This is a genomic window from Burkholderia cenocepacia, from assembly GCF_900446215.1.
Lineage (GTDB): Bacteria > Pseudomonadota > Gammaproteobacteria > Burkholderiales > Burkholderiaceae > Burkholderia > Burkholderia cenocepacia.
Genome location: NZ_UAQZ01000013.1, coordinates 176921 through 194476, shown reverse-complemented (window position 1 = coordinate 194476; position 17556 = coordinate 176921). Strand labels below are relative to the sequence as shown.

The window sequence follows — 17556 nt, the reverse complement described above, 5'->3', positions numbered from 1 at the left end:
CGCGCGGCCGGCGCAGGATGACCAACGGGCGCCCGGCGGCGTCGACATGCGGCGCCGGGCGGGCAGACGCCGTCGCGCAGGGGCGCGGCGCCATCCACGTGGAAGGGAGCCACGCCGATCATGCCGATCCACAATGCCGAGTGCGCGGCCGTGTTCGCCGAGATCGCCGACATGCTCGAGATCCAGGGCGCCAACCCGTTTCGCGTGCGTGCGTACCGCAACGCCGCGCGTACGATCGCCGACTACGGCCGGGATATTCCGATGATGATCGCGAACGGCGACGATCTCGGGAAGATTCCGTCGATCGGGGCCGATCTTGCGGCGAAGCTGCGCGAGATCGCCGCGACCGGCACCTGCGAACTGCAGCAAACCTTGCGTCATGCGCTGCCGGGCGCGATCGTCGAGCTGCTCGACGTGCCCGGGCTCGGCGCGAAACGCGTGAAGGCGCTGCATGACGCGCTGAACGTCGATTCGCTCGAACAGTTGCGCGCCGAAGCGAAGAGCGGGCATGTGCGCGAGCTGCCGGGCTTCGGCGCGAAAACCGAAGCGCATCTGCTCGAAGCGATCGACGATCGCCTGCAGCGCGAGCCGCAACGCTTCCTGCTGCCCGACGCCGCACATGCGCTGATGCCGTTGCTCGAACGCCTGCGGGCGGTGACCGGCGTCGGCCAGGCCGTGCCGGCCGGCAGCTTCCGCCGCCGCCGCGAGACGGTCGGCGATCTCGACATCCTCGTCACCGCGCGCGACGCGGGTGCGGTCACCGCAGCGTTCGTCGGCTACGACGACGTGGCGCGCGTGCTCGCGCACGGCAAGACGCGCTCGAGCGTGATGCTCGTCAACGGATTGCAGGTCGACCTGCGGGTCGTCGATGCCGATGCGTTCGGCGCGGCGCTCGTCTACTTCACCGGATCGAAGGCGCACAACATCGCGCTGCGCAGGCTCGCGCAGGCCGGCGGCCTGAAAATCAACGAATACGGCGTGTTTCGTGGCGACGAACGGATTGCCGGAGCGACGGAGGCATCGGTCTACGCGGCTATCGGGTTGCACGAGGTGCCGCCCGAGTTGCGCGAGGATCGCGGCGAGATCGATGCGTCGCGTGCCGGCACGCTGCCGGCGCTGGTCGAGCGCAAGCATCTCCATGGCGACCTGCACGCGCACACCGATGCGTCGGCCGGCCGCGACGGCCTGCGCGCGATGGCCGCTGCCGCGCGTGCACGCGGGCTCGCCTATCTGGCCGTCACCGACCGCGCCCCACCCGACGGCGGCGCTCGCAACGGTTTCGACTGGCTCGCGCGGCAACTCGACGACATCGATCGCCTCAACGCGACGTTCGACGATTTCGTGTTGCTCAAGGGCGTGGAGGCCGGCATTCGCGAGGATGGCAGCCTGGACGTGCCCGACGCGCTGCTCGGCCGGCTCGATCTCGTGGTCGGTGCGATACGCGACGGCTTCGACCTGCCGCGCGGCGCGCAGACCGATCGCATGCTGCGCGCGATGGATCATCCGCATTTCTCGATTCTCGCGCACCCGACCGGCCGCCTGCTCGGCGAGCGCGACGCCTGCGAACTCGATGTGCCGCGCGTGCTCGCGCAGGCTGCCGCGCGCGGCTGTTTCGTCGAACTCGATGCACAGCCGCGGCGCTTCGACCTGCCGGACGTGTGGTGCCGCGAGGCCGCGAAGGCCGGCGTGCCGGTCGCGATCGGTTCGGATGCATGCAGCGCGGACGAGCTCGACAACCTCGCGTTCGGCGTCGATCAGGCGCGGCGCGGCTGGCTGACGCGGCAGGACGTGCTGAACACGCGCACGCTCGCGCAACTGCGGCCGCTGCTGGCGCGCACGATGGGCGGTGCGGGCAGCGCGGGCGGCGGTGCGAAGCGGAGTCGGTCGAAGGGCGCGTGAGCGTGGCCGGTCGCGATGCGTTCAGCTCATGCCGGCAGGGTCATCCGAGCACGCCGGTCGCGGGGACGTAAGGTAGGCCGAGCGCCAGCGCGACCGCTTCGTACGTGATGTGACCGTCGCACACGTTCAGGCCCGCGCGCAGATGCGGATCGTCGAGCATCGCCTGCTTCCAGCCCTTGTCGGCGAGCGCGAGCGCATGGCCGAGCGTTGCATTGTTCAGCGCGAAGGTGGACGTGCGCGCGACCGCGCCGGGCATGTTCGCGACGCAGTAGTGGACGACCCCGTCGACGACGAAGGTCGGCGCCGCATGCGTGGTCGCATGCGAGGTCTCGAAGCATCCGCCCTGGTCGATCGCGACGTCGACGACGACCGCGCCCTTGCGCATCGTCGCGATCATGTCGCGCGTGACGAGCCGCGGCGCCGACGCGCCCGGCACGAGCACGGCGCCGATCACGACGTCGGCATCGCGCACGGCTTCGTCGACCGTCTGCGCATTCGAACAGACGGTCGCGATCCGGTTGGCGAACACGAGATCGAGCTGGCGCAGCCGGTTCACGTTGTTGTCGAGCACGGTGACGCGCGCGCCGAGGCCTACCGCCATCTGCAGCGCGCCGGTGCCCACCACGCCGGCGCCGAGCACGACGACGTGCGCGGCCGGCACGCCCGGCACGCCGGCCATCAGCAGGCCGCGGCCGCCGCGCGGGCTTTCGAGGTGGGTCGCCGCGACCTGGATCGACATGCGGCCCGCGACTTCGCTCATCGGCGCGAGCAACGGCAGGCCGCCGCCGGGGCCCGTCACGGTTTCGTACGCGACGCAGACCGCGCCGGATTTCACGAGCGCGGCGGCCTGATCGGGATCGGGCGCGAGATGCAGGTATGTGTAGAGGATCTGGCCGCGCCGCAGCATCGCGCATTCGGCCGGCTGCGGTTCCTTGACCTTGATGATCATGTCGGCGCGCGCGAAGATGTCCTCGGCACCGTCGCTGAGCGACGCGCCCGCGGCCGTGTAGTCGTCGTCGAGCAGGCCGATCGCCGTACCCGCGCCGCGCTGCACCAGCACGCGATGGCCGTGCCGCGTGAGTTCGCGCGCGCCGGCCGGCGTGAGGCCGACGCGGTATTCGTGGTTCTTGATCTCTTTCGGCACACCGATCAGCATGAGTCGCCTCCATGGCCTTCGTTATCGTCGTCGTGCGAGCAGCCGGTCGCGCAGCGGCAGGCCGACCGCAGTACTGGAATAACAGGGTAGTAGTGCGCGGAGGGAAGTCAAGCGACCGGGCTGTGCGACGACGCATGCGCACTGCAACGCAGCATGCGTGGCGATCGGTTGCGACTCGAGGTCGCAATGCGCATGTGACCGGGTTTCGGTATCGTCATGCGTGGCGCGGGCCGGGGCCGCGAGCCGAACACCTTTCGGCAAAACGACGAGACAACGAGACGAGGACCTTGATCGACATGACCGCTGCGTATTTCAGCGTACCGACGCTTTGCGCCATCGCGCTCGTGCACGTGTACTGGGCGTTCGGCGGGCGATTGGGCAAGCGCGCGGCCATTCCGGAGCAGGATGGCGTACCGCTGTTGCGGCCGACTGCGGTCGGCACGCTTGCCGTCGCGCTCGCGCTGCTGGGCGGTGCAGGCGCGGTCGCCGCGCGTGCCGGCTGGCTGGGGCGCAACACGTATCCCTGCGCGATCGCGTTCGCGGTCGTTGCGCTCGCATTGATCTTCGCGGTGCGGGCCGTCGGCGATTTCCGCTACGTCGGCTTCTTCAAACGCATTCGCGGGTCGCGTTTCGCGCGGATGGATACGCTGTATTACTCGCCGCTGTGCGCGGCGCTGGCGCTGTCGATCGCGTCGATGTTCTGGCCGTGGTGAGAGAGGAACGGTGCGTGATTCAATCCGCGCGCGTATCGATTAGCTCGAGATATTCGGCCGGCACGGCATCGATCAGCCACACATCGTTTTCGGCGGCGAAGAACGTGTGGCCCTGCCGGTGCATCAGCTGCGCCGCCACTTCGAGGATTGCGGGCACGCCGTAACGCGCGCCGACGGCCAGCGCCGTCCGGATGTCCGCCGGCAGATACACGTGATGAGGGGCGCCGGGTTCCGTCGCCGCCTGATCGTCGCTGTCCGCCATTTCCTCATCCTTGCACATTCCGGCATCCGGTTTTTCCATTGTTGCTGATTTCGATGCACTGAATTGCATTGAACCCTCTAGCAATGGAACCGGTTCCATATATAATTCGCGGCACTCGTCGCCAGGCCCGGAAAGAGGGTCGTGCACGTTGCGCTTGCCGTCGGCAGGCGCGACGTCTAAGTTGAATAAGGGTCATGGGCGATGACGGAAAGATGCCGGCCGATGCCGGTATTTGTCCGACGATAGGGCCCGCAAAGAGGTCGATCCGCGCAACGCCGCCGGCCCCGGGGCGAGTGCGGCTGCAATGACGGCGCCACCGCGAATCGCGGCCGGGCGCCAGCGTCGAGGTTGTGCGCAACACACGAAAGAACAGGGCGACCGGCCGCCTGCGGCACGGCTGCCGTGCCGGGCACGCGGCATGCGGAATGCGCGCGTCCGAACCCCGATCCCCAACGATCAACATCCGACCATGTCCACGCCACCTGACAAACCCAATTCGCGTCGCCGTTTCCTGCGCACGTCGGTCGCGCTCGTGCCGATCGCGTCGGTCGCCGGCTGCGACCTGCATTCGTCGTCGCCGTCCGCGACGACCGCCGGCAACGCGTCCACTGCGGCGGCCAGCGCCGAACGCGCGCCGTACAAGCCGACCTTTTTCGATGCGAAGGAATGGGCGTTCGTCCAGGCCGCCGTCGACCGGCTGATTCCGGCCGACGCCGAAGGCCCCGGCGCGCTCGAAGCGGGCGTGCCGGAATTCATCGATCGCCAGATGGAGACGCCGTATGCGCACGGCGCGACGTGGTACATGCAGGGGCCGTTCCAGCAGGGCGTGCCCGAGCTCGGCTACCAGTTGAAGCTGGTGCCGCGCGACATCTACCGGCTCGGCATCGCGGCAGTCAACCGCTATTGCGAAAAGGCGCACGGCAAGGCGTTCGCGGATCTCGACGCGCCGACGCGCGACACGGTGCTCGGCGCGCTGGAAAAGGGCGGCGCGCAGATCGACGACGTCCCGCCCGGCGTGTTCCTCGGCCAGTTGCTGCAGAACACGCGCGAAGGCTACTTCTGCGATCCGGTGCATGGCGGCAATCGCGACATGGCCGCGTGGAAGATGATCGGTTTCCCGGGCGCACGCGCGGACTTCATGGATTTCGTCAACCAGAGCGGCAAGCCTTATCCGTACGGCCCCGTCTCGATCAACGGGGAGCGCAGCTGATGGCCGCAGATAAGAAGCCGCACGTCGATGCGGTGATCGTCGGCTTCGGCTGGACCGGCGCGATTCTCGCGAAGGAACTGACCGAAGCGGGCCTGAACGTCGTCGCGCTGGAGCGCGGCGAATATCGCGACACCTATCCGGACGGCGCGTACCCGAACACGATCGACGAGCTGACCTACAACATCCGCAAGAAGCTGTTCCTCGACCTGTCGAAGACGACCGTGTCGATCCGCCACGGCCTGCAGGACACCGCGCTGCCGTACCGGCAGCTCGCCGCCTTCCTGCCGGGCGAAGGCGTCGGCGGCGCGGGGCTGCACTGGTCGGGCGTGCACTTCCGGATCACGCCGGAAGAGCTGCGCCTGCGCAGCCACTATGAAGAGCGCTACGGCAAGAAGTTCATCCCCGAAGGGATGACGATCCAGGATACGGGCGTCACGTACGACGAGCTCGAGCCGCATTTCGATTTCGCCGAGAAGGTGTTCGGCACGTCGGGGCAGGCGTACAAGGTCGGCGGCAAGGTGGTCGGCGACGGCAACGTGTTCGAGGCGAACCGCAGCGACAACTTCCCGCTGCCCGCGCAGCTCAATACGTATTCGGCGCAGCGCTTCTTCGATGCCGCGCACTCGCTCGGCCTGCATCCGTACCGGCTGCCGTCGGCGAACACGTCGGGCCCGTACACGAACCCGTACGGCGTGCAGATGGGCCCGTGCAACTTCTGCGGCTACTGCAGCGGCTACGCGTGCTACATGTATTCGAAGGCGTCGCCGAACCTGAACATCCTGCCGGCGCTGAAGCAGGCGCCGAACTTCGAGCTGCGCTCGAAGTGCCACGTGCTGCGCGTCGACCTCGACGACACGAAGAAGCGCGCGACGGGCGTCACCTACGTCGATCCGGCCGGGCGTGAAGTGCACCAGCCGGCCGATCTCGTGATCGTGGCCGCGTTCCAGTATCACAACGTGCACCTGCTGCTGCTGTCGGGCATCGGCAAGCCGTACGATCCGATCTCGGGCGAAGGCGTGGTCGGCCGCAATTTCGCGTACCAGAACCTGTCGACGATCAAGGCGTTCTTCGACAAGGACACCTACACGAACCCGTTCATCGGCGCGGGCGGCAACGGCGTCGCGGTGGACGACTTCAACGCGGACAATTTCGACCACGGCCCGCTCGGCTTCGTCGGCGGCTCGCCCTTGTGGGTGAACCAGGCCGGCGTGAAGCCGATCAGCGGCATTGCCACGCCGCCCGGCACGCCGCAGTGGGGCTCGGCGTGGAAGAAGGCGGTCAAGGACAACTACGCGCACACGATCTCGATGGACGCGCACGGCACCAACATGTCGTACCGCGACGTGTATCTCGACCTCGATCCGACCTATCGCGATTCGTACGGCCAGCCGCTGTTGCGGATGACGTTCGACTGGAAGGACAACGACATCAGGATGGCGCAGTACGTGACCGGCCAGATGAAGAAGATCGCGGAAGCGATGGGGCCGAAGGCCATCGGCGTGTCGACGCGCGAGTTCGGCAAGCACTTCGACTCGCGCCAGTACCAGACGACCCACCTCGTCGGCGGCGCGATCATGGGCACCGACCCGAAGACGAGCGTGCTGAACCGCTACCTGCAGTGCTGGGACGTGCACAACGTGTTCGTGATGGGCGCGTCCGCGCTGCCGCAGGGCATCGGCTACAACCCGACCGGGATCATCGCGGCGCTGGCCTACTGGTCGGCACGTGCGATCCGCGAGCAATACCTGAAAAATCCCGCCCCGCTGGTGACCGTATGAAGAGGACGATGAACCACCACAACGCCGCGCGTCCGGTGTCCCCGCTGCGGCGCGCGCTGGCGATCGGCACGGCCTGGGCGGCATTCGGTCTGGCGGGCGGCGCCGCGTTCGCGCAGCCGGCGTCTACGCCGGCCGCGGCTTCGGGCGCGGCGGCTGCGCCTGTCGCGCAGTCCGCCGACGCGGCGCTCGTGAAGCGCGGCGAATACCTCGCCCGCGCGGGCGACTGCATCGCCTGCCACACCGCGAACGGCGGCAAGCCGTTCGCCGGCGGCCTGAAGTTCGACACGCCGATCGGCGGCATCTACTCGACGAACATCACGCCGGAACCGAAGACGGGCCTCGGCGGCTGGACCTATGAGGACTTCACCCGCGCGGTGCGCGAAGGCGTGCGCAAGAACGGCGACACGATGTATCCGGCGATGCCGTTCCCGTCGTATTCGCGCCTGACCGACGACGACATGAAGGCGCTGTACGCGTACTTCATGCACGGCGTCGCGCCGGTCGAGCACGAGAACCGCAAGGTGGACATCGTGTGGCCGCTGTCGATGCGCTGGCCGCTCGGCATCTGGCGCAAGCTGTTCGCGCCGGCGCCGAAGCCGTTCGACGCGGCGCCGTACACCGACCCGGTGGTCGCCCGCGGCGCGTATCTGGTGCAGGGCCTCGGCCATTGCGGCGCATGCCACACGCCGCGCGCGCCGACGATGCAGGAGCGCGGGCTGACCGACGCGGACGGCCTCGACTTCCTGGCCGGCGGCGCGGCGATCGACGGCTGGGTGCCGACCAGCCTGCGCGGCGAGCCGCGCACGGGCCTCGGCACGTGGAACGAAACCGAGATCGTGCAGTTCCTGAAGACCGGCCGTACGCTGCGCACGGCCGCGTTCGGCGGGATGACGGACGTGGTTGGCCACAGCATGCAGCACATGACCGACGACGACCTGAACGCGATCGCACGCTACCTGAAGACGTTGCCGCCGCGCGTGCAGGGCGAGCAGCCGCACGTGTACGACGCGGCCGCCGCGAAGGCGCTGCAGACCGGCGACGCGAGCAAGCCGGGCGCGGCCGTCTATCGCGACAACTGCATGGCCTGCCACCGCAGCGACGGCCACGGCTACACGCGCGTGTTCCCGGCGCTCGCCGGCAACCCGGTCGTGCAGGGCGACGATCCGACCTCGCTGATCCACGTCGTGCTGGAAGGCAGCGCGCTGCAGGGCACGCGCACCGCGCCGTCGACCTTCACGATGCCGCCGTTCGGCTGGCGCCTGTCGGACCAGGAAGTCGCGGACGTGTCGAACTTCGTGCGCACGAGCTGGGGCAACACGGGCGCGCCGGTGACGGCCGCGCAGGTCGCGAAGGTGCGCAAGAGCGTGCCGTCGACGCGGCCCGAGCCGCCGCCGGGCGCGCGGTTCCCGCAAGCGTCGCGCTGACGGGAGCGGCAGGGCGCTCGCCCCGCCTGTCGCCCGGTCCACATCGACGTGCGACCGGGCCCGCCATGCCTTTCACTTTGCCGGGGTCGCGCCCCGCCAACCGGCGCCGCCGCGTGAAATTTTCGCCGCTGCGCGCCATTCTTCCGCCTCATCCCTTATCCTTTCACTCTTGAACCTTACTAAATAGTTACAAGAGCTTGGGAGGGGGGATGCCTCATGACGTCAGCCTGATTGCGTTGCTCGCGGCCGGTTTCGGTCTCGCGATGATCTTCGGTTACCTCGCGTCGCTGCTGAAAATGCCGCCGCTCGTCGGCTATCTGCTTGCCGGGATCGTGATCGGCCCCGGCACGCCCGGTTTCGTCGGCGATCTGTCGCTCGCGCAGCAGCTCGCGGAAGTCGGCGTGATGCTGCTGATGTTCGGCGTCGGCCTGCATTTTTCGCTCGGCGATCTCCTCGCGGTGCGCAAGATCGCGCTGCCGGGCGCCATCGTGCAGATCACCGTCGCGACGCTGCTCGGCGGCGGGCTCGCGCTCACCTGGGGCTGGAGCCTCGGTGCGGCGCTGGTGTTCGGGCTGGCGCTGTCGGTCGCGAGCACCGTCGTGCTGCTGCGCGCGCTCGAGGGGCGCGGGCTCGTCGAAACGGTCAACGGGCGTATCGCGGTGGGCTGGCTGGTCGTCGAGGATCTCGTGATGGTGCTCGTGCTGGTGCTGCTGCCGCCCGTGGCGGGGCTGCTCGGCGGCACGCCGCCCGGTGACGCGCACGCGGCCGGCGGCAGCGTGTGGAGCACGCTCGGCGTCACGATGCTGAAGGTCGCCGCGTTCATCGCGCTGATGCTGGTGGTCGGCAAGCGCGTGTTCCCGCGCATTCTGTGGCTCGTCGCGCGCACGGGCTCGCGCGAGCTGTTCACGCTTTGCATGATTGCGGCGGCGGTCGGCATCGCGTTCGGCGCGGCGAAGCTGTTCGACGTGTCGTTCGCGCTCGGCGCGTTCTTCGCCGGGATGATGATGCGCGAGTCGGAATTCAGCCGGCGCGCGGCCGACGAGACGCTGCCGCTGCGCGACGCGTTCTCGGTGCTGTTTTTCATCTCGGTCGGCATGCTGTTCGACCCGAAAGTATTGCTCGACGAGCCGCTGCACGTGATCGAGGTCGCGGCGATCGTGCTGATCGGCAAGACGGTTGCGGCCGTCGCGCTCGTGATCGCATTCCGCTATCCGCTGAACACCGCGCTGACCGTCGGCGCGGGCCTCGCGCAGATCGGCGAATTCTCGTTCATCCTCGCGGGGCTCGGCCGTGCGCTCGGGCTGCTGTCGGCCGAAGGGCAGAGCCTGATTCTCGCGGTCGCGCTGATCTCGATCGCGATGAACACGCTGCTGTTCGCGATGATCGATCCGGCGCTCGCCTGGATCCGCAAGCATTCGGCGTTCGCACGCAAGCTCGAGGCGCGCGACGATCCGCTCGCCGCGCTGCCGATGTCGACGCCGCAGACGCATCTGACTGGCCAGGTCGTGATCGTCGGCTACGGCAAGGTCGGCACGCGGATCGCGCATGCGCTGGACGAGCGGGGGATCGCGTATGTCGTCGTCGAGCAGAATCGCGAGCTCGTCGAGAAGCTGCGCGCGGACGGTATCGCGGCCGTGTCGGGCGACGCGATCGAGCCGATCGTGCTGGTGCAGGCGCATATCGCCCGCGCCGGGATGCTGGTCGTCACGCTGCCCGACGTGTTCGACGTGCGGCAGATCGTCGAGATTTCGCGCACGCTCAACCCGACGCTTGAAGTCGTGCTGTGCACGAACAGTAGCGACGAGGCCGCGCTGCTGTCGAACGAGGGGATCGGCACCGTGTTCATGGGCGAGACCGAACTCGCGCGCGGGATGACCGAGCACGTGCTCGGCCGGATGGCGAAGCCGGTCGCGGCCGCGCATTGACGGCGCGCGGCATCGCGCACCGGGCAGCGCACGGCGGCGCGGGCGGCCGCCGGCGCTGCCGGCTTCAGTCTCAGTAGAACGTCTCGAGTGTCAGTTCCTGCGCCATCACGCGATTGCCGGCCAGCAGGCCGCCGTCGACCGGCAGCGCGACACCGGTGATGATCCGCGCGGCCGGCGAGCACAGGAACAGCGCCGCCTGCGCGACGTCGTCGGGCGTCGCGAAATCGTCGAGCGGATACCATTTCCTCAATTGCTCGAATACCTGCGGGTTGCGCTGCACGCGCGCTTCCCACGCGGGTGTCTTGACCGTGCCCGGCAATACGATGTTCGCGCGCACGCCGTCGCGGCCGTATTCGATCGCGAGCGACTTCGTGTAGCTGATCAGCCCGGCCTTCGCCGCGCTGTAGGCCGGATGCCCGAGCGCATGCACGCCGTTGACCGAACCGATGATCGCGATCGCGCCGCGCCCGCGGGCGCGCATGCCGGGCAGCACGGCTTCCACGCTCACGTAGGTGGCGGTCAGGTTCGCATCGAGATCGGTGCGCCAGCTCGCGGGCGTCGTGTCGCGCAGCGTGGTCGAGGCGGCCGTGCCTGCGTTCGCGACCAGCACGTCGACTTCCGGATGCGATTCGAGCATCGAGCACAGGCGCTCGGCGTCGGTGAGATCGTCGACGACCGGCGTCGCGCGCCCATCGGCGAGCGTCCCGATGAAGCGGTCGAGCGCCGCGCGGTCGCGATCGAGCGCGAGCACGCGGTCGCCGGCTGCGAGGAAGGTGCGGCACAGCGCCTGGCCGATGCCGCCGGCGGCGCCCGTCACGAGGGTGGTGCGTGTCATGTCGGCTCCTGGTGCGGGTTCACAGGCCGAGCGCGGCGCGCGCCTGCTTCTCGTTGTCGCGCGTGATCAGCGTGCCGGACGTCAGCACGAGCGGCGGCGGCGCCTGGTTCTTCGTGATCCAGTCGTACATGTTGATGCTCGTCTGGTAGCCGTGCTGGCGCGGATTCAGCAGGATCGAACCGTAGAAGCCCGTCGGCTTCGGCTTCGCGAACTCGTTGAGCGCGATCTGGCTGCCGTTGATGCCGACCGCGACCATCGCATCCGCGCCGATGCCGCGCCCCTCGGCGGCGCGCACCGCGCCGACCGTCGTGTCGTCGTTCGAGCCGAACGCGACCCAGCGCTTGAAGTTCGCATGCTTGGTGAGCGCGATGTTCGCCGCGTTGAACGCGCCTTCGGTGTCGGCCGTCATCTCGGGCGCGTCGATCACGTTCGCGGCCGGAAAGCCGGCGGCCTTCAGCGCGTCGACCGCGCCGGTCGTGCGCTCGCGCGCGGTCGGCAACTGGTCGTACGCGAGCCGGATGATGCCGACTTCGGCCGGATTCCAGCCGCGCCGCTTCGTCTCGTCCGCGATCGCCTGGCCGACCTGCTGGCCGATCTTGTAAGCGGAGATGCCCATGTGCGGCACGCCCGGGAGCGGCGCGCCGTGGCCGTCGACGAGCTGGTCGTCGACCGACATCAGCTTGATCCCCGCGCGCCTGGCTTTCGCCGCGATGCCGGGGCCGAGCTTCACGTCGGGCGCGCAGATGATCACGCCTTGCGCCTTTTGCGCGGCGAGGCTGTCGAGCGCAGTCGACACCTTCTCGCCGCTCGGCGCCGCGATCCTGATCAACGTGAAGTGCTGTTCCTTCGCGGCCTGTTCGGCGAAGCGCCATTCGTCCTGGAACCACGGATCGTCCGGCTGTTTGACGAGGAAGCCGATCTTCACGTCGGCGGCATCGGCCGCCCGGGCCGGGGCGCCGCCCAGCAGCGTGACGCTCGCGGTGGCCAGCACGAGCGTTTTCCAGTGGAATCGCATGCGTCTCTCTCCGTTGTTGTAGTCGGGCGCGCAGGCAAGGCCGCCTGCGGCGCGCAAAAATTGTAGGAGGACGCGGCGGGAACGCTCAAATGATGCGGTGCGTTCCTAGAGAGTGGGATGGGGCGGGGCGATGCGGACCCGGCATCGCCCGTGGCTTCGTCAGCCGGCGGCGGCCGGCTTCGCGGGCGCGGGGGGGCCGGCTTGCGCGGTGGTCCTGGGCGACGCCGACGGTTTCTGCGTGACGGTCGTCGTCGCTGTCGCCGCTTTCGGCGCGGCGACCGTCTTCTGCGGCGCGGCGGCCTTCGCCGGCGCGTTCTTCTCCGCTTCGACCGGCGCGTCGGGCGGCACGCCGAGCAGCTGCAGCGAGCCGCTCGTGACCGACGCGAACACCGGGCCGGCCACGGTGCCGCCGTAGTAACCCTTGCCGCGCGGCTCGTCGATCATCACCGCGACGATCAGGCGCGGGTTGCTCATCGGCGCCATCCCCGCGAACAGCGCGCGGTACTTGCCCTTCGCGTAGCTCGCGCCGACCTGCTTGCGCGCGGTCCCGGTCTTGCCGCCGATCCGGTAGCCGTCGACGCGCGCGCGGCGCCCGGTGCCGCCTTCGCCGACCGCCATCTCGAGCATCGAGCGGATCGCGGCGGCGGTTTGCGGCGACGTCACGCGGTGGCCGCGGTGCGCGTCGATCGTCTGCTGGTCGGTGCCGTTCTTCAGCAGCGACACCGGGTGCAGCGTGCCGTCGCCCGCATAGGCGGTGTAGGTCTGCGCGATCTGCAGCAGCGACATCGACAGCCCGTAGCCGTACGCCATCGTCGCCTGCTCGATCGGCCGCCAGCGCTTGTAGCCGCGCAGCCGGCCCGACGCGACGCCCGGGAACGTCAGCTCCGGCGCGCGGCCGATCCCGTACTCCTGGTATTTGTTCCAGATCGTTTCGGCGGGCAGGTTCAGCGCCAGTTTCGCAAGCGCGACGTTGCTCGACTTCTGCAGCGCCTGCGATACCGTCAGCGACCCGTGGTTCGACGTGTCGTGGATCACCGCCGGGCCGATCTTGTAGGTGCCCGGCGACGTGTTGATGATCGTGTTCGGCGTGACCTTGCGCTCGTCGATCGACAGCGCGACGACGAGCGGCTTGATCGTCGAGCCCGGTTCGAACGTGTCGATCACCGCGCGGTTGCGCAGTTGCTGGCCGGTGAGGCGGGCGCGGTCGTTCGGATCGAAGGTCGGGTAGTTCGCGAGCGCGAGGATCTCGCCGTTCTGCGCGTCGAGCACGACGACGCTGCCGGCCACCGCGTTGTTCTCGATCACGGCCGCCTTGAGCTGGCTGAAGGCGAGCTGCTGGATGCGGCGGTCGATCGTCAGCTCGATCGTCGCGCCGTGCTGCGCGGGGACGAGCGGGCGCGTGTCCGACACGATGCGGCCGAGCCGGTCGCGGATCACCTCGCGCTGGCCGGACGTGCCTTGCAGGCGCGCGTTGGCCGCGAGCTCGACGCCTTCCTGGCCCTTGTCCTCGACGTTCGTGAAGCCGACCACGTGCGCGGCCGATTCGCCTTCCGGATAGAAGCGCTTCGAATCGGCGATCTGCGTGATGCCGTCGATCGCGAGCTTGTCGAGCCGGCTCGCGGTATCCGCGTCGACCTGCCGCTTGAGCAGCACGAACGTCTTGTCGTTGCCGAGACGCCGCTTCACCTCGACGAGCGGCATGTCGAGCAGCTTCGCGATCTGCGGGTAATCGGTGTCGGCGACCTGTTTCGGGTTCGCCCAGATTTCATAGGTCGACAGGCTGACCGCGAGCATCGCGCCGTTGCGGTCGACGATGCGCCCGCGCATCGCGTCGAGTTCGATCGTGCGCTGATAACGCTTCTGGCCCTGGCCGACGTAGAAATCCTGGTTCGCGACCTGCACCCAGAAAGCGCGCGCGATCAGCGCGGCGAACGCGAGGAACACGACGACCACGATCAGCCGCGAGCGCCACATCGGCAGGCGCGACGCGAGCATCGGATTCTTGGTCGCCGCTGCGTACGGATCGGCAGGGTGGGTCTTCTTTTTTACGCTCATGCAATGGCCGGGTCGGGCCGCCGGGCGGCGGCGGGTCAGTCTGAATAATGCAATTGTAATAAATGAGTAAACACCGTGTGGGGAAAGTATGTTCCGGCCCCGCAAAAAGGCGAATGGCAGGCGATCGGGAACACGGCGGAAAAGGGAGGAAGGCGGGGCCGGGCAGGCATTCGCGGCGGCTGCACAGGGGACGAAACACGCACGAGCGTCGCATGCCGATCCGAGCGTGCGGTCTTCGCCGCCGCTCGATCGCGAGCGTCCCGGCGCGCGATCAATTGCCCGCACCCCGGTTATTTCTTTAATCCAGAAAATGAAAAGCGCCTCGAACCGAGGCGCCATTCATGCTGAATATCGAAATGAATATCACCGATACCGGAATAAACCCGAAAACCGCAGACGATTCATGTCAATAATACCTATCGGGCAACGGAAATAAATTCCCGATATTCCGGCTGGGTGGTGCAGGTATCGACCGCCTGCAGCCGCCACGCGCCGTCGGGATGTTCGCCGGCGAGCACCGCGGGGCCTTGTTCACGCCGCGTCGCATCGAACGACAACCCCTTCAACTGACAGACGGCATTGCCGCTGTCGGCCGCGCAGAGCGCCATCGCGCCCTCGACGTCGCGGACCTTGCCCCAGGTCGGAAGGTCGATGCCCTGATGTGCCTCGCGCGACCACAGCCCCTCGTCGGTATCGACCCACAGTACCGCGAAGGAGTGCCGGGTTGCCGATTCGCTGCCATTAATCCGAATGGTGAGGCGCATTGCATCGTCTCCTGAAAAAAATGACACATTCGACCGTTTGGACTTGAATAGTCTAGATAGACTGGTGTGAAACGCAAGTGATAATCCGCAATAAATCCGTATTGGGTCTATTTCGGTTTCAGATGAAACGACGTCTGACGATTCATGGTCATTCCCGAGGCGTCAGCACACGCGGGGGACACCGGCGATCGCGGTGTCCATGCGAAGACGCGCGGCGGTCCAGACATGGGATGACAATGCCGCCGGCCGCCGCCGAAACCGCCGCGGGAGTGCGATCCGGCACCGCCCGGACGCGGCCCGAGCGAACGTTTCAGCGTGTTGACGCGGCGGCCGGCACGACACACTCCGACAATCGCGTACAAATCGGCACACTTTCACGAAACTTTCGGGACAGACTTGCATGCGTTCGGGCCCCACACTGGGACCTTCCCGATCCTGTGCCGCGGACGCCCGTCCGCGTCGGCTGCCGCCACCTCGTGCCAGAGCGCGATCGACGCGATCGCAGGCCGCACGCCCGATCGGGAGCCGCCGGGGCGCGCGTCAGCCCCGGCCCGGCCGGTGAGCCGTGCGCCGCCCGCAACCGCGGGCACCGCGCCGCCCGGCCGACTCTTCGAAGGAGACTATCGTGCTGATCTGGAAAACCGCGTTGTCGCTCAACTGGCGGACGAGCCTCGTGTCGCCGGCCAGCGCACCGGTCGCGGCGGCGAACGTCGGACGGCTGGTGCTGACCGGCGCCACCGGCTTCATCGGCAGTACCGTGCTGACGGCGCTCGTCAATGCAGGGCTGCTCGAACGCATCGTCTGCGTCGTGCGTGCGCAGGACCGCGGCCATGCGGTCGCGCGGCTGCGTGAAGCGGCGTTGCGCGCGGGGCTTGCGCCGTACTGGGCGTCGCGCCTGACCGATGCGAACGTGATCGTCGGCGCGCTTGGCGACGTGTGGCACGGCGCCGATGCACCGCGCCTGGCCGGCGCGACGCACGTGATTCACTGCGCGGGCCACGCGTCGCCGGCCGACGGCGCGCATCTGCGGGCCGACATCGCCGATGCGGTGCACTTTGCCGAACGCTTTGCGCGCGCGCCGCGCCTGCAGCGCTTCGTGTACGTCGGCACGGCCTACGCGCATGCGGGCCGCGGCGGAATCGTGCAGGAGGAGGCGGAGCGCGACGCGGGGAACGACGCCGCGCCGGGCGACGACGGGCTGCCGGGCGCGGTGCTCGCGGCCGACTACCTGCACGCGAAGGCGGAAACGGAGCAGCGCCTGCGCGCGCTCGGGCTGCCGCTCGTCGTCGTGCGGCCGTCGCACGTGGTCGGCCACACGGTGCTCGGGACGCGGCCCGCGCCGAATTCGTTCTGGATGTTCCGGCTCGCGCACGCGGCGCGCCGCTTCACCGCGCGGCCGATGACGCGCATCGACATCGTGTCGGTGGACGACGTGGCGCGCGCGACGATGCTGCTGGCCGTCAAGCCGACGCTCGCGCACGACGTCTATCACGTGTCGGCCGGCGACGAGGCGCCGCAGGTCGCGCAGATCGTGCGCGCGATGGACGAGGCGGCGGGGATGACCGGGGCGCCGCGCTACGCGGCGTGCGCGCCGGCCGAGCTGCCGCTCGTGGTGCGCGACGTGCTCGGGCGCCCCGATCCGGCGCTCGAGCGCGTGATCGGCCGGGCGCTGCAGCGCTGCGGGGAATTCGCGACGGTCGATCGCGTGTTCGACAATCGCCGCGTGCGCGACGAAATCGATTTCGAGCCGTTGCCGTTCATCGATTACGTCGAGGAGTGCATGCGCACGTCGCGCGGCGTGGCCGTGACCGAGCTGATGCGCGGCGCGATCCATTAGGGCACGTTCACGCGAACAACGCACGTTTCCCTGTCTGGAAAAGTGCATTCGTGGGGCCGGCGCAAGCCCGCTCGACCGCCCGCGCCACACCGGCGCCCGTTCCTGCCGATCGCGGCGCGGGCGCCGTTTTTACGCGTGGCTGCCGAGCTCGATGAGCCGGTCGAGCGCGCGGTAGATATCTTCGAGGCCGTCCTGGCCGAACCGCGACTCGAGCTGACGATATTGCTCGTCGATGCGCGGACCGATTTCCGTCACCAGTTTCCTGCTTTGCGGCGTCAGGCTGACCAGCAGCCGGCGCTGATCCTCCTGCGCACGCGTGCGCGTGATCAGGCCGTCGCGCTCCATCCGTTCCAGCACGCCGGTCAGGCTCGGGCTCAGGATGCAGCAGCGTTTCGCGATCTGACCGGCTTCGAGCGCCTGCGCCGGTTCGCCGTCGAGCACGCGGATGATCCGCCATTGCTGTTCGGTCAGCGAGAATTCCTTGAGAATGGGGCGAAACAAACCCATCAGCGTTTCGCGAGCCTCGAGCAGCAGCATGGCCAGGTTGCGATGGTCGAGCGTACGGTTCATCGGGGGAGAGCAGAGGACGGGGACGCATCAATCTTAACAGCCGAAGCTGATGAATTTCGCCTATCAGGGTAATCGAGGTTGCCAGCGCACGATTGTTTACTTAAGATATTAAC

Annotated in this window: 14 protein-coding genes; 7 read left to right on the top strand and 7 right to left on the bottom strand. The window is 68.4% G+C overall.

Annotation, left to right across the window (positions count from 1 at the left end; all coding sequences use genetic code 11):
- Positions 1-120: 120 nt before the first annotated feature.
- A complete protein-coding gene (gene polX, locus DTA15_RS23460) occupies positions 121-1899 on the top strand; it encodes a DNA polymerase/3'-5' exonuclease PolX (RefSeq protein ID WP_006490443.1) in 1779 nt (592 codons plus the stop codon).
- A gap of 40 nt (positions 1900-1939) precedes the next feature.
- Here polX and ald read toward each other — a convergent pair whose 3' ends face one another.
- A complete protein-coding gene (gene ald / locus DTA15_RS23455) occupies positions 1940-3055 on the bottom strand; it encodes an alanine dehydrogenase (protein ID WP_006493090.1) in 1116 nt (371 codons plus the stop codon).
- Between the two features lie 296 nt (positions 3056-3351).
- On the opposite strand from ald, the gene DTA15_RS23450 reads away from it, so the two are divergent.
- Complete coding sequence (locus tag DTA15_RS23450) at positions 3352-3768, top strand: DUF3995 domain-containing protein (RefSeq protein WP_012493298.1); 417 nt, start codon at positions 3352-3354, stop codon at positions 3766-3768.
- Between the two features lie 19 nt (positions 3769-3787).
- Here the strand turns inward: DTA15_RS23450 and DTA15_RS23445 are convergent, their stop codons facing one another.
- Positions 3788-4099: an RNA 2'-phosphotransferase family protein gene (locus DTA15_RS23445; RefSeq protein WP_012493299.1), complete on the bottom strand. Its 312-nt coding sequence runs from the start codon at positions 4097-4099 to the stop codon at positions 3788-3790.
- A gap of 400 nt (positions 4100-4499) precedes the next feature.
- Here DTA15_RS23445 and DTA15_RS23435 point away from each other — a divergent pair, with 400 nt between their 5' ends.
- The 4 genes from DTA15_RS23435 (at position 4500) to DTA15_RS23420 (ending at position 10367) form a co-directional block, all read left to right on the top strand.
- Entirely contained in the window at positions 4500-5240 is a 741-nt protein-coding gene (locus tag DTA15_RS23435) for a gluconate 2-dehydrogenase subunit 3 family protein (protein ID WP_006491164.1), read from the top strand.
- Positions 5240-7018, top strand: coding sequence for a GMC family oxidoreductase (locus DTA15_RS23430; RefSeq protein WP_006491161.1), 1779 nt, complete (start codon positions 5240-5242; stop codon positions 7016-7018). Before DTA15_RS23435 ends, DTA15_RS23430 begins: the two co-directional genes overlap by 1 nt.
- Complete coding sequence (locus DTA15_RS23425; RefSeq protein WP_012493300.1) at positions 7015-8442, top strand: cytochrome c; 1428 nt, start codon at positions 7015-7017, stop codon at positions 8440-8442. Before DTA15_RS23430 ends, DTA15_RS23425 begins: the two co-directional genes overlap by 4 nt.
- Before the next feature lie 209 nt (positions 8443-8651).
- Positions 8652-10367: a cation:proton antiporter domain-containing protein gene (locus tag DTA15_RS23420; protein ID WP_006493088.1), complete on the top strand. Its 1716-nt coding sequence runs from the start codon at positions 8652-8654 to the stop codon at positions 10365-10367.
- A 70-nt stretch (positions 10368-10437) separates the two neighbouring features.
- Here DTA15_RS23420 and DTA15_RS23415 read toward each other — a convergent pair whose 3' ends face one another.
- The 4 genes from DTA15_RS23415 to DTA15_RS23400 form a co-directional block, all read right to left on the bottom strand.
- Positions 10438-11202, bottom strand: a complete 765-nt coding sequence (locus DTA15_RS23415) for an SDR family oxidoreductase (protein WP_006483553.1) — start codon at positions 11200-11202, stop codon at positions 10438-10440.
- Between the two features lie 19 nt (positions 11203-11221).
- Entirely contained in the window at positions 11222-12217 is a 996-nt protein-coding gene (locus DTA15_RS23410) for an arabinose ABC transporter substrate-binding protein (protein ID WP_006483551.1), read from the bottom strand.
- A gap of 159 nt (positions 12218-12376) precedes the next feature.
- Positions 12377-14272, bottom strand: coding sequence for a peptidoglycan D,D-transpeptidase FtsI family protein (locus DTA15_RS23405; RefSeq protein ID WP_006483552.1), 1896 nt, complete (start codon positions 14270-14272; stop codon positions 12377-12379).
- A gap of 416 nt (positions 14273-14688) precedes the next feature.
- Complete coding sequence (locus DTA15_RS23400) at positions 14689-15036, bottom strand: DUF3564 family protein (protein ID WP_006483554.1); 348 nt, start codon at positions 15034-15036, stop codon at positions 14689-14691.
- 625 nt (positions 15037-15661) lie between these two features.
- Between DTA15_RS23400 and DTA15_RS23395 the strand changes: the two genes are divergently transcribed.
- Complete coding sequence (locus DTA15_RS23395) at positions 15662-16873, top strand: SDR family oxidoreductase (RefSeq protein WP_006492943.1); 1212 nt, start codon at positions 15662-15664, stop codon at positions 16871-16873.
- Between the two features lie 129 nt (positions 16874-17002).
- Here DTA15_RS23395 and hpaR read toward each other — a convergent pair whose 3' ends face one another.
- Positions 17003-17443, bottom strand: a complete 441-nt coding sequence (gene hpaR / locus DTA15_RS23390; RefSeq protein WP_006490704.1) for a homoprotocatechuate degradation operon regulator HpaR — start codon at positions 17441-17443, stop codon at positions 17003-17005.
- Between the last annotated feature and the right edge of the window lie 113 nt (positions 17444-17556).

What these genes read in the sequence shown, in the direction of transcription:
- DTA15_RS23415 (WP_006483553.1), bottom strand. Translation starts at nt 11,202, where the DNA reads ATGACACGCACCACCCTCGTGACGGGCGCCGCCGGCGGCATCGGCCAG.
- DTA15_RS23450 (WP_012493298.1), top strand. Translation starts at nt 3,352, where the DNA reads ATGACCGCTGCGTATTTCAGCGTACCGACGCTTTGCGCCATCGCGCTC.
- DTA15_RS23410 (WP_006483551.1), bottom strand. Translation starts at nt 12,217, where the DNA reads ATGCGATTCCACTGGAAAACGCTCGTGCTGGCCACCGCGAGCGTCACG.
- DTA15_RS23430 (WP_006491161.1), top strand. Translation starts at nt 5,240, where the DNA reads ATGGCCGCAGATAAGAAGCCGCACGTCGATGCGGTGATCGTCGGCTTC.
- DTA15_RS23435 (WP_006491164.1), top strand. Translation starts at nt 4,500, where the DNA reads ATGTCCACGCCACCTGACAAACCCAATTCGCGTCGCCGTTTCCTGCGC.
- DTA15_RS23420 (WP_006493088.1), top strand. Translation starts at nt 8,652, where the DNA reads ATGCCTCATGACGTCAGCCTGATTGCGTTGCTCGCGGCCGGTTTCGGT.
- DTA15_RS23400 (WP_006483554.1), bottom strand. Translation starts at nt 15,036, where the DNA reads ATGCGCCTCACCATTCGGATTAATGGCAGCGAATCGGCAACCCGGCAC.
- DTA15_RS23425 (WP_012493300.1), top strand. Translation starts at nt 7,015, where the DNA reads ATGAAGAGGACGATGAACCACCACAACGCCGCGCGTCCGGTGTCCCCG.
- DTA15_RS23445 (WP_012493299.1), bottom strand. Translation starts at nt 4,099, where the DNA reads ATGCAATTCAGTGCATCGAAATCAGCAACAATGGAAAAACCGGATGCC.
- hpaR (WP_006490704.1), bottom strand. Translation starts at nt 17,443, where the DNA reads ATGAACCGTACGCTCGACCATCGCAACCTGGCCATGCTGCTGCTCGAG.
- ald (WP_006493090.1), bottom strand. Translation starts at nt 3,055, where the DNA reads ATGCTGATCGGTGTGCCGAAAGAGATCAAGAACCACGAATACCGCGTC.
- DTA15_RS23405 (WP_006483552.1), bottom strand. Translation starts at nt 14,272, where the DNA reads ATGAGCGTAAAAAAGAAGACCCACCCTGCCGATCCGTACGCAGCGGCG.
- polX (WP_006490443.1), top strand. Translation starts at nt 121, where the DNA reads ATGCCGATCCACAATGCCGAGTGCGCGGCCGTGTTCGCCGAGATCGCC.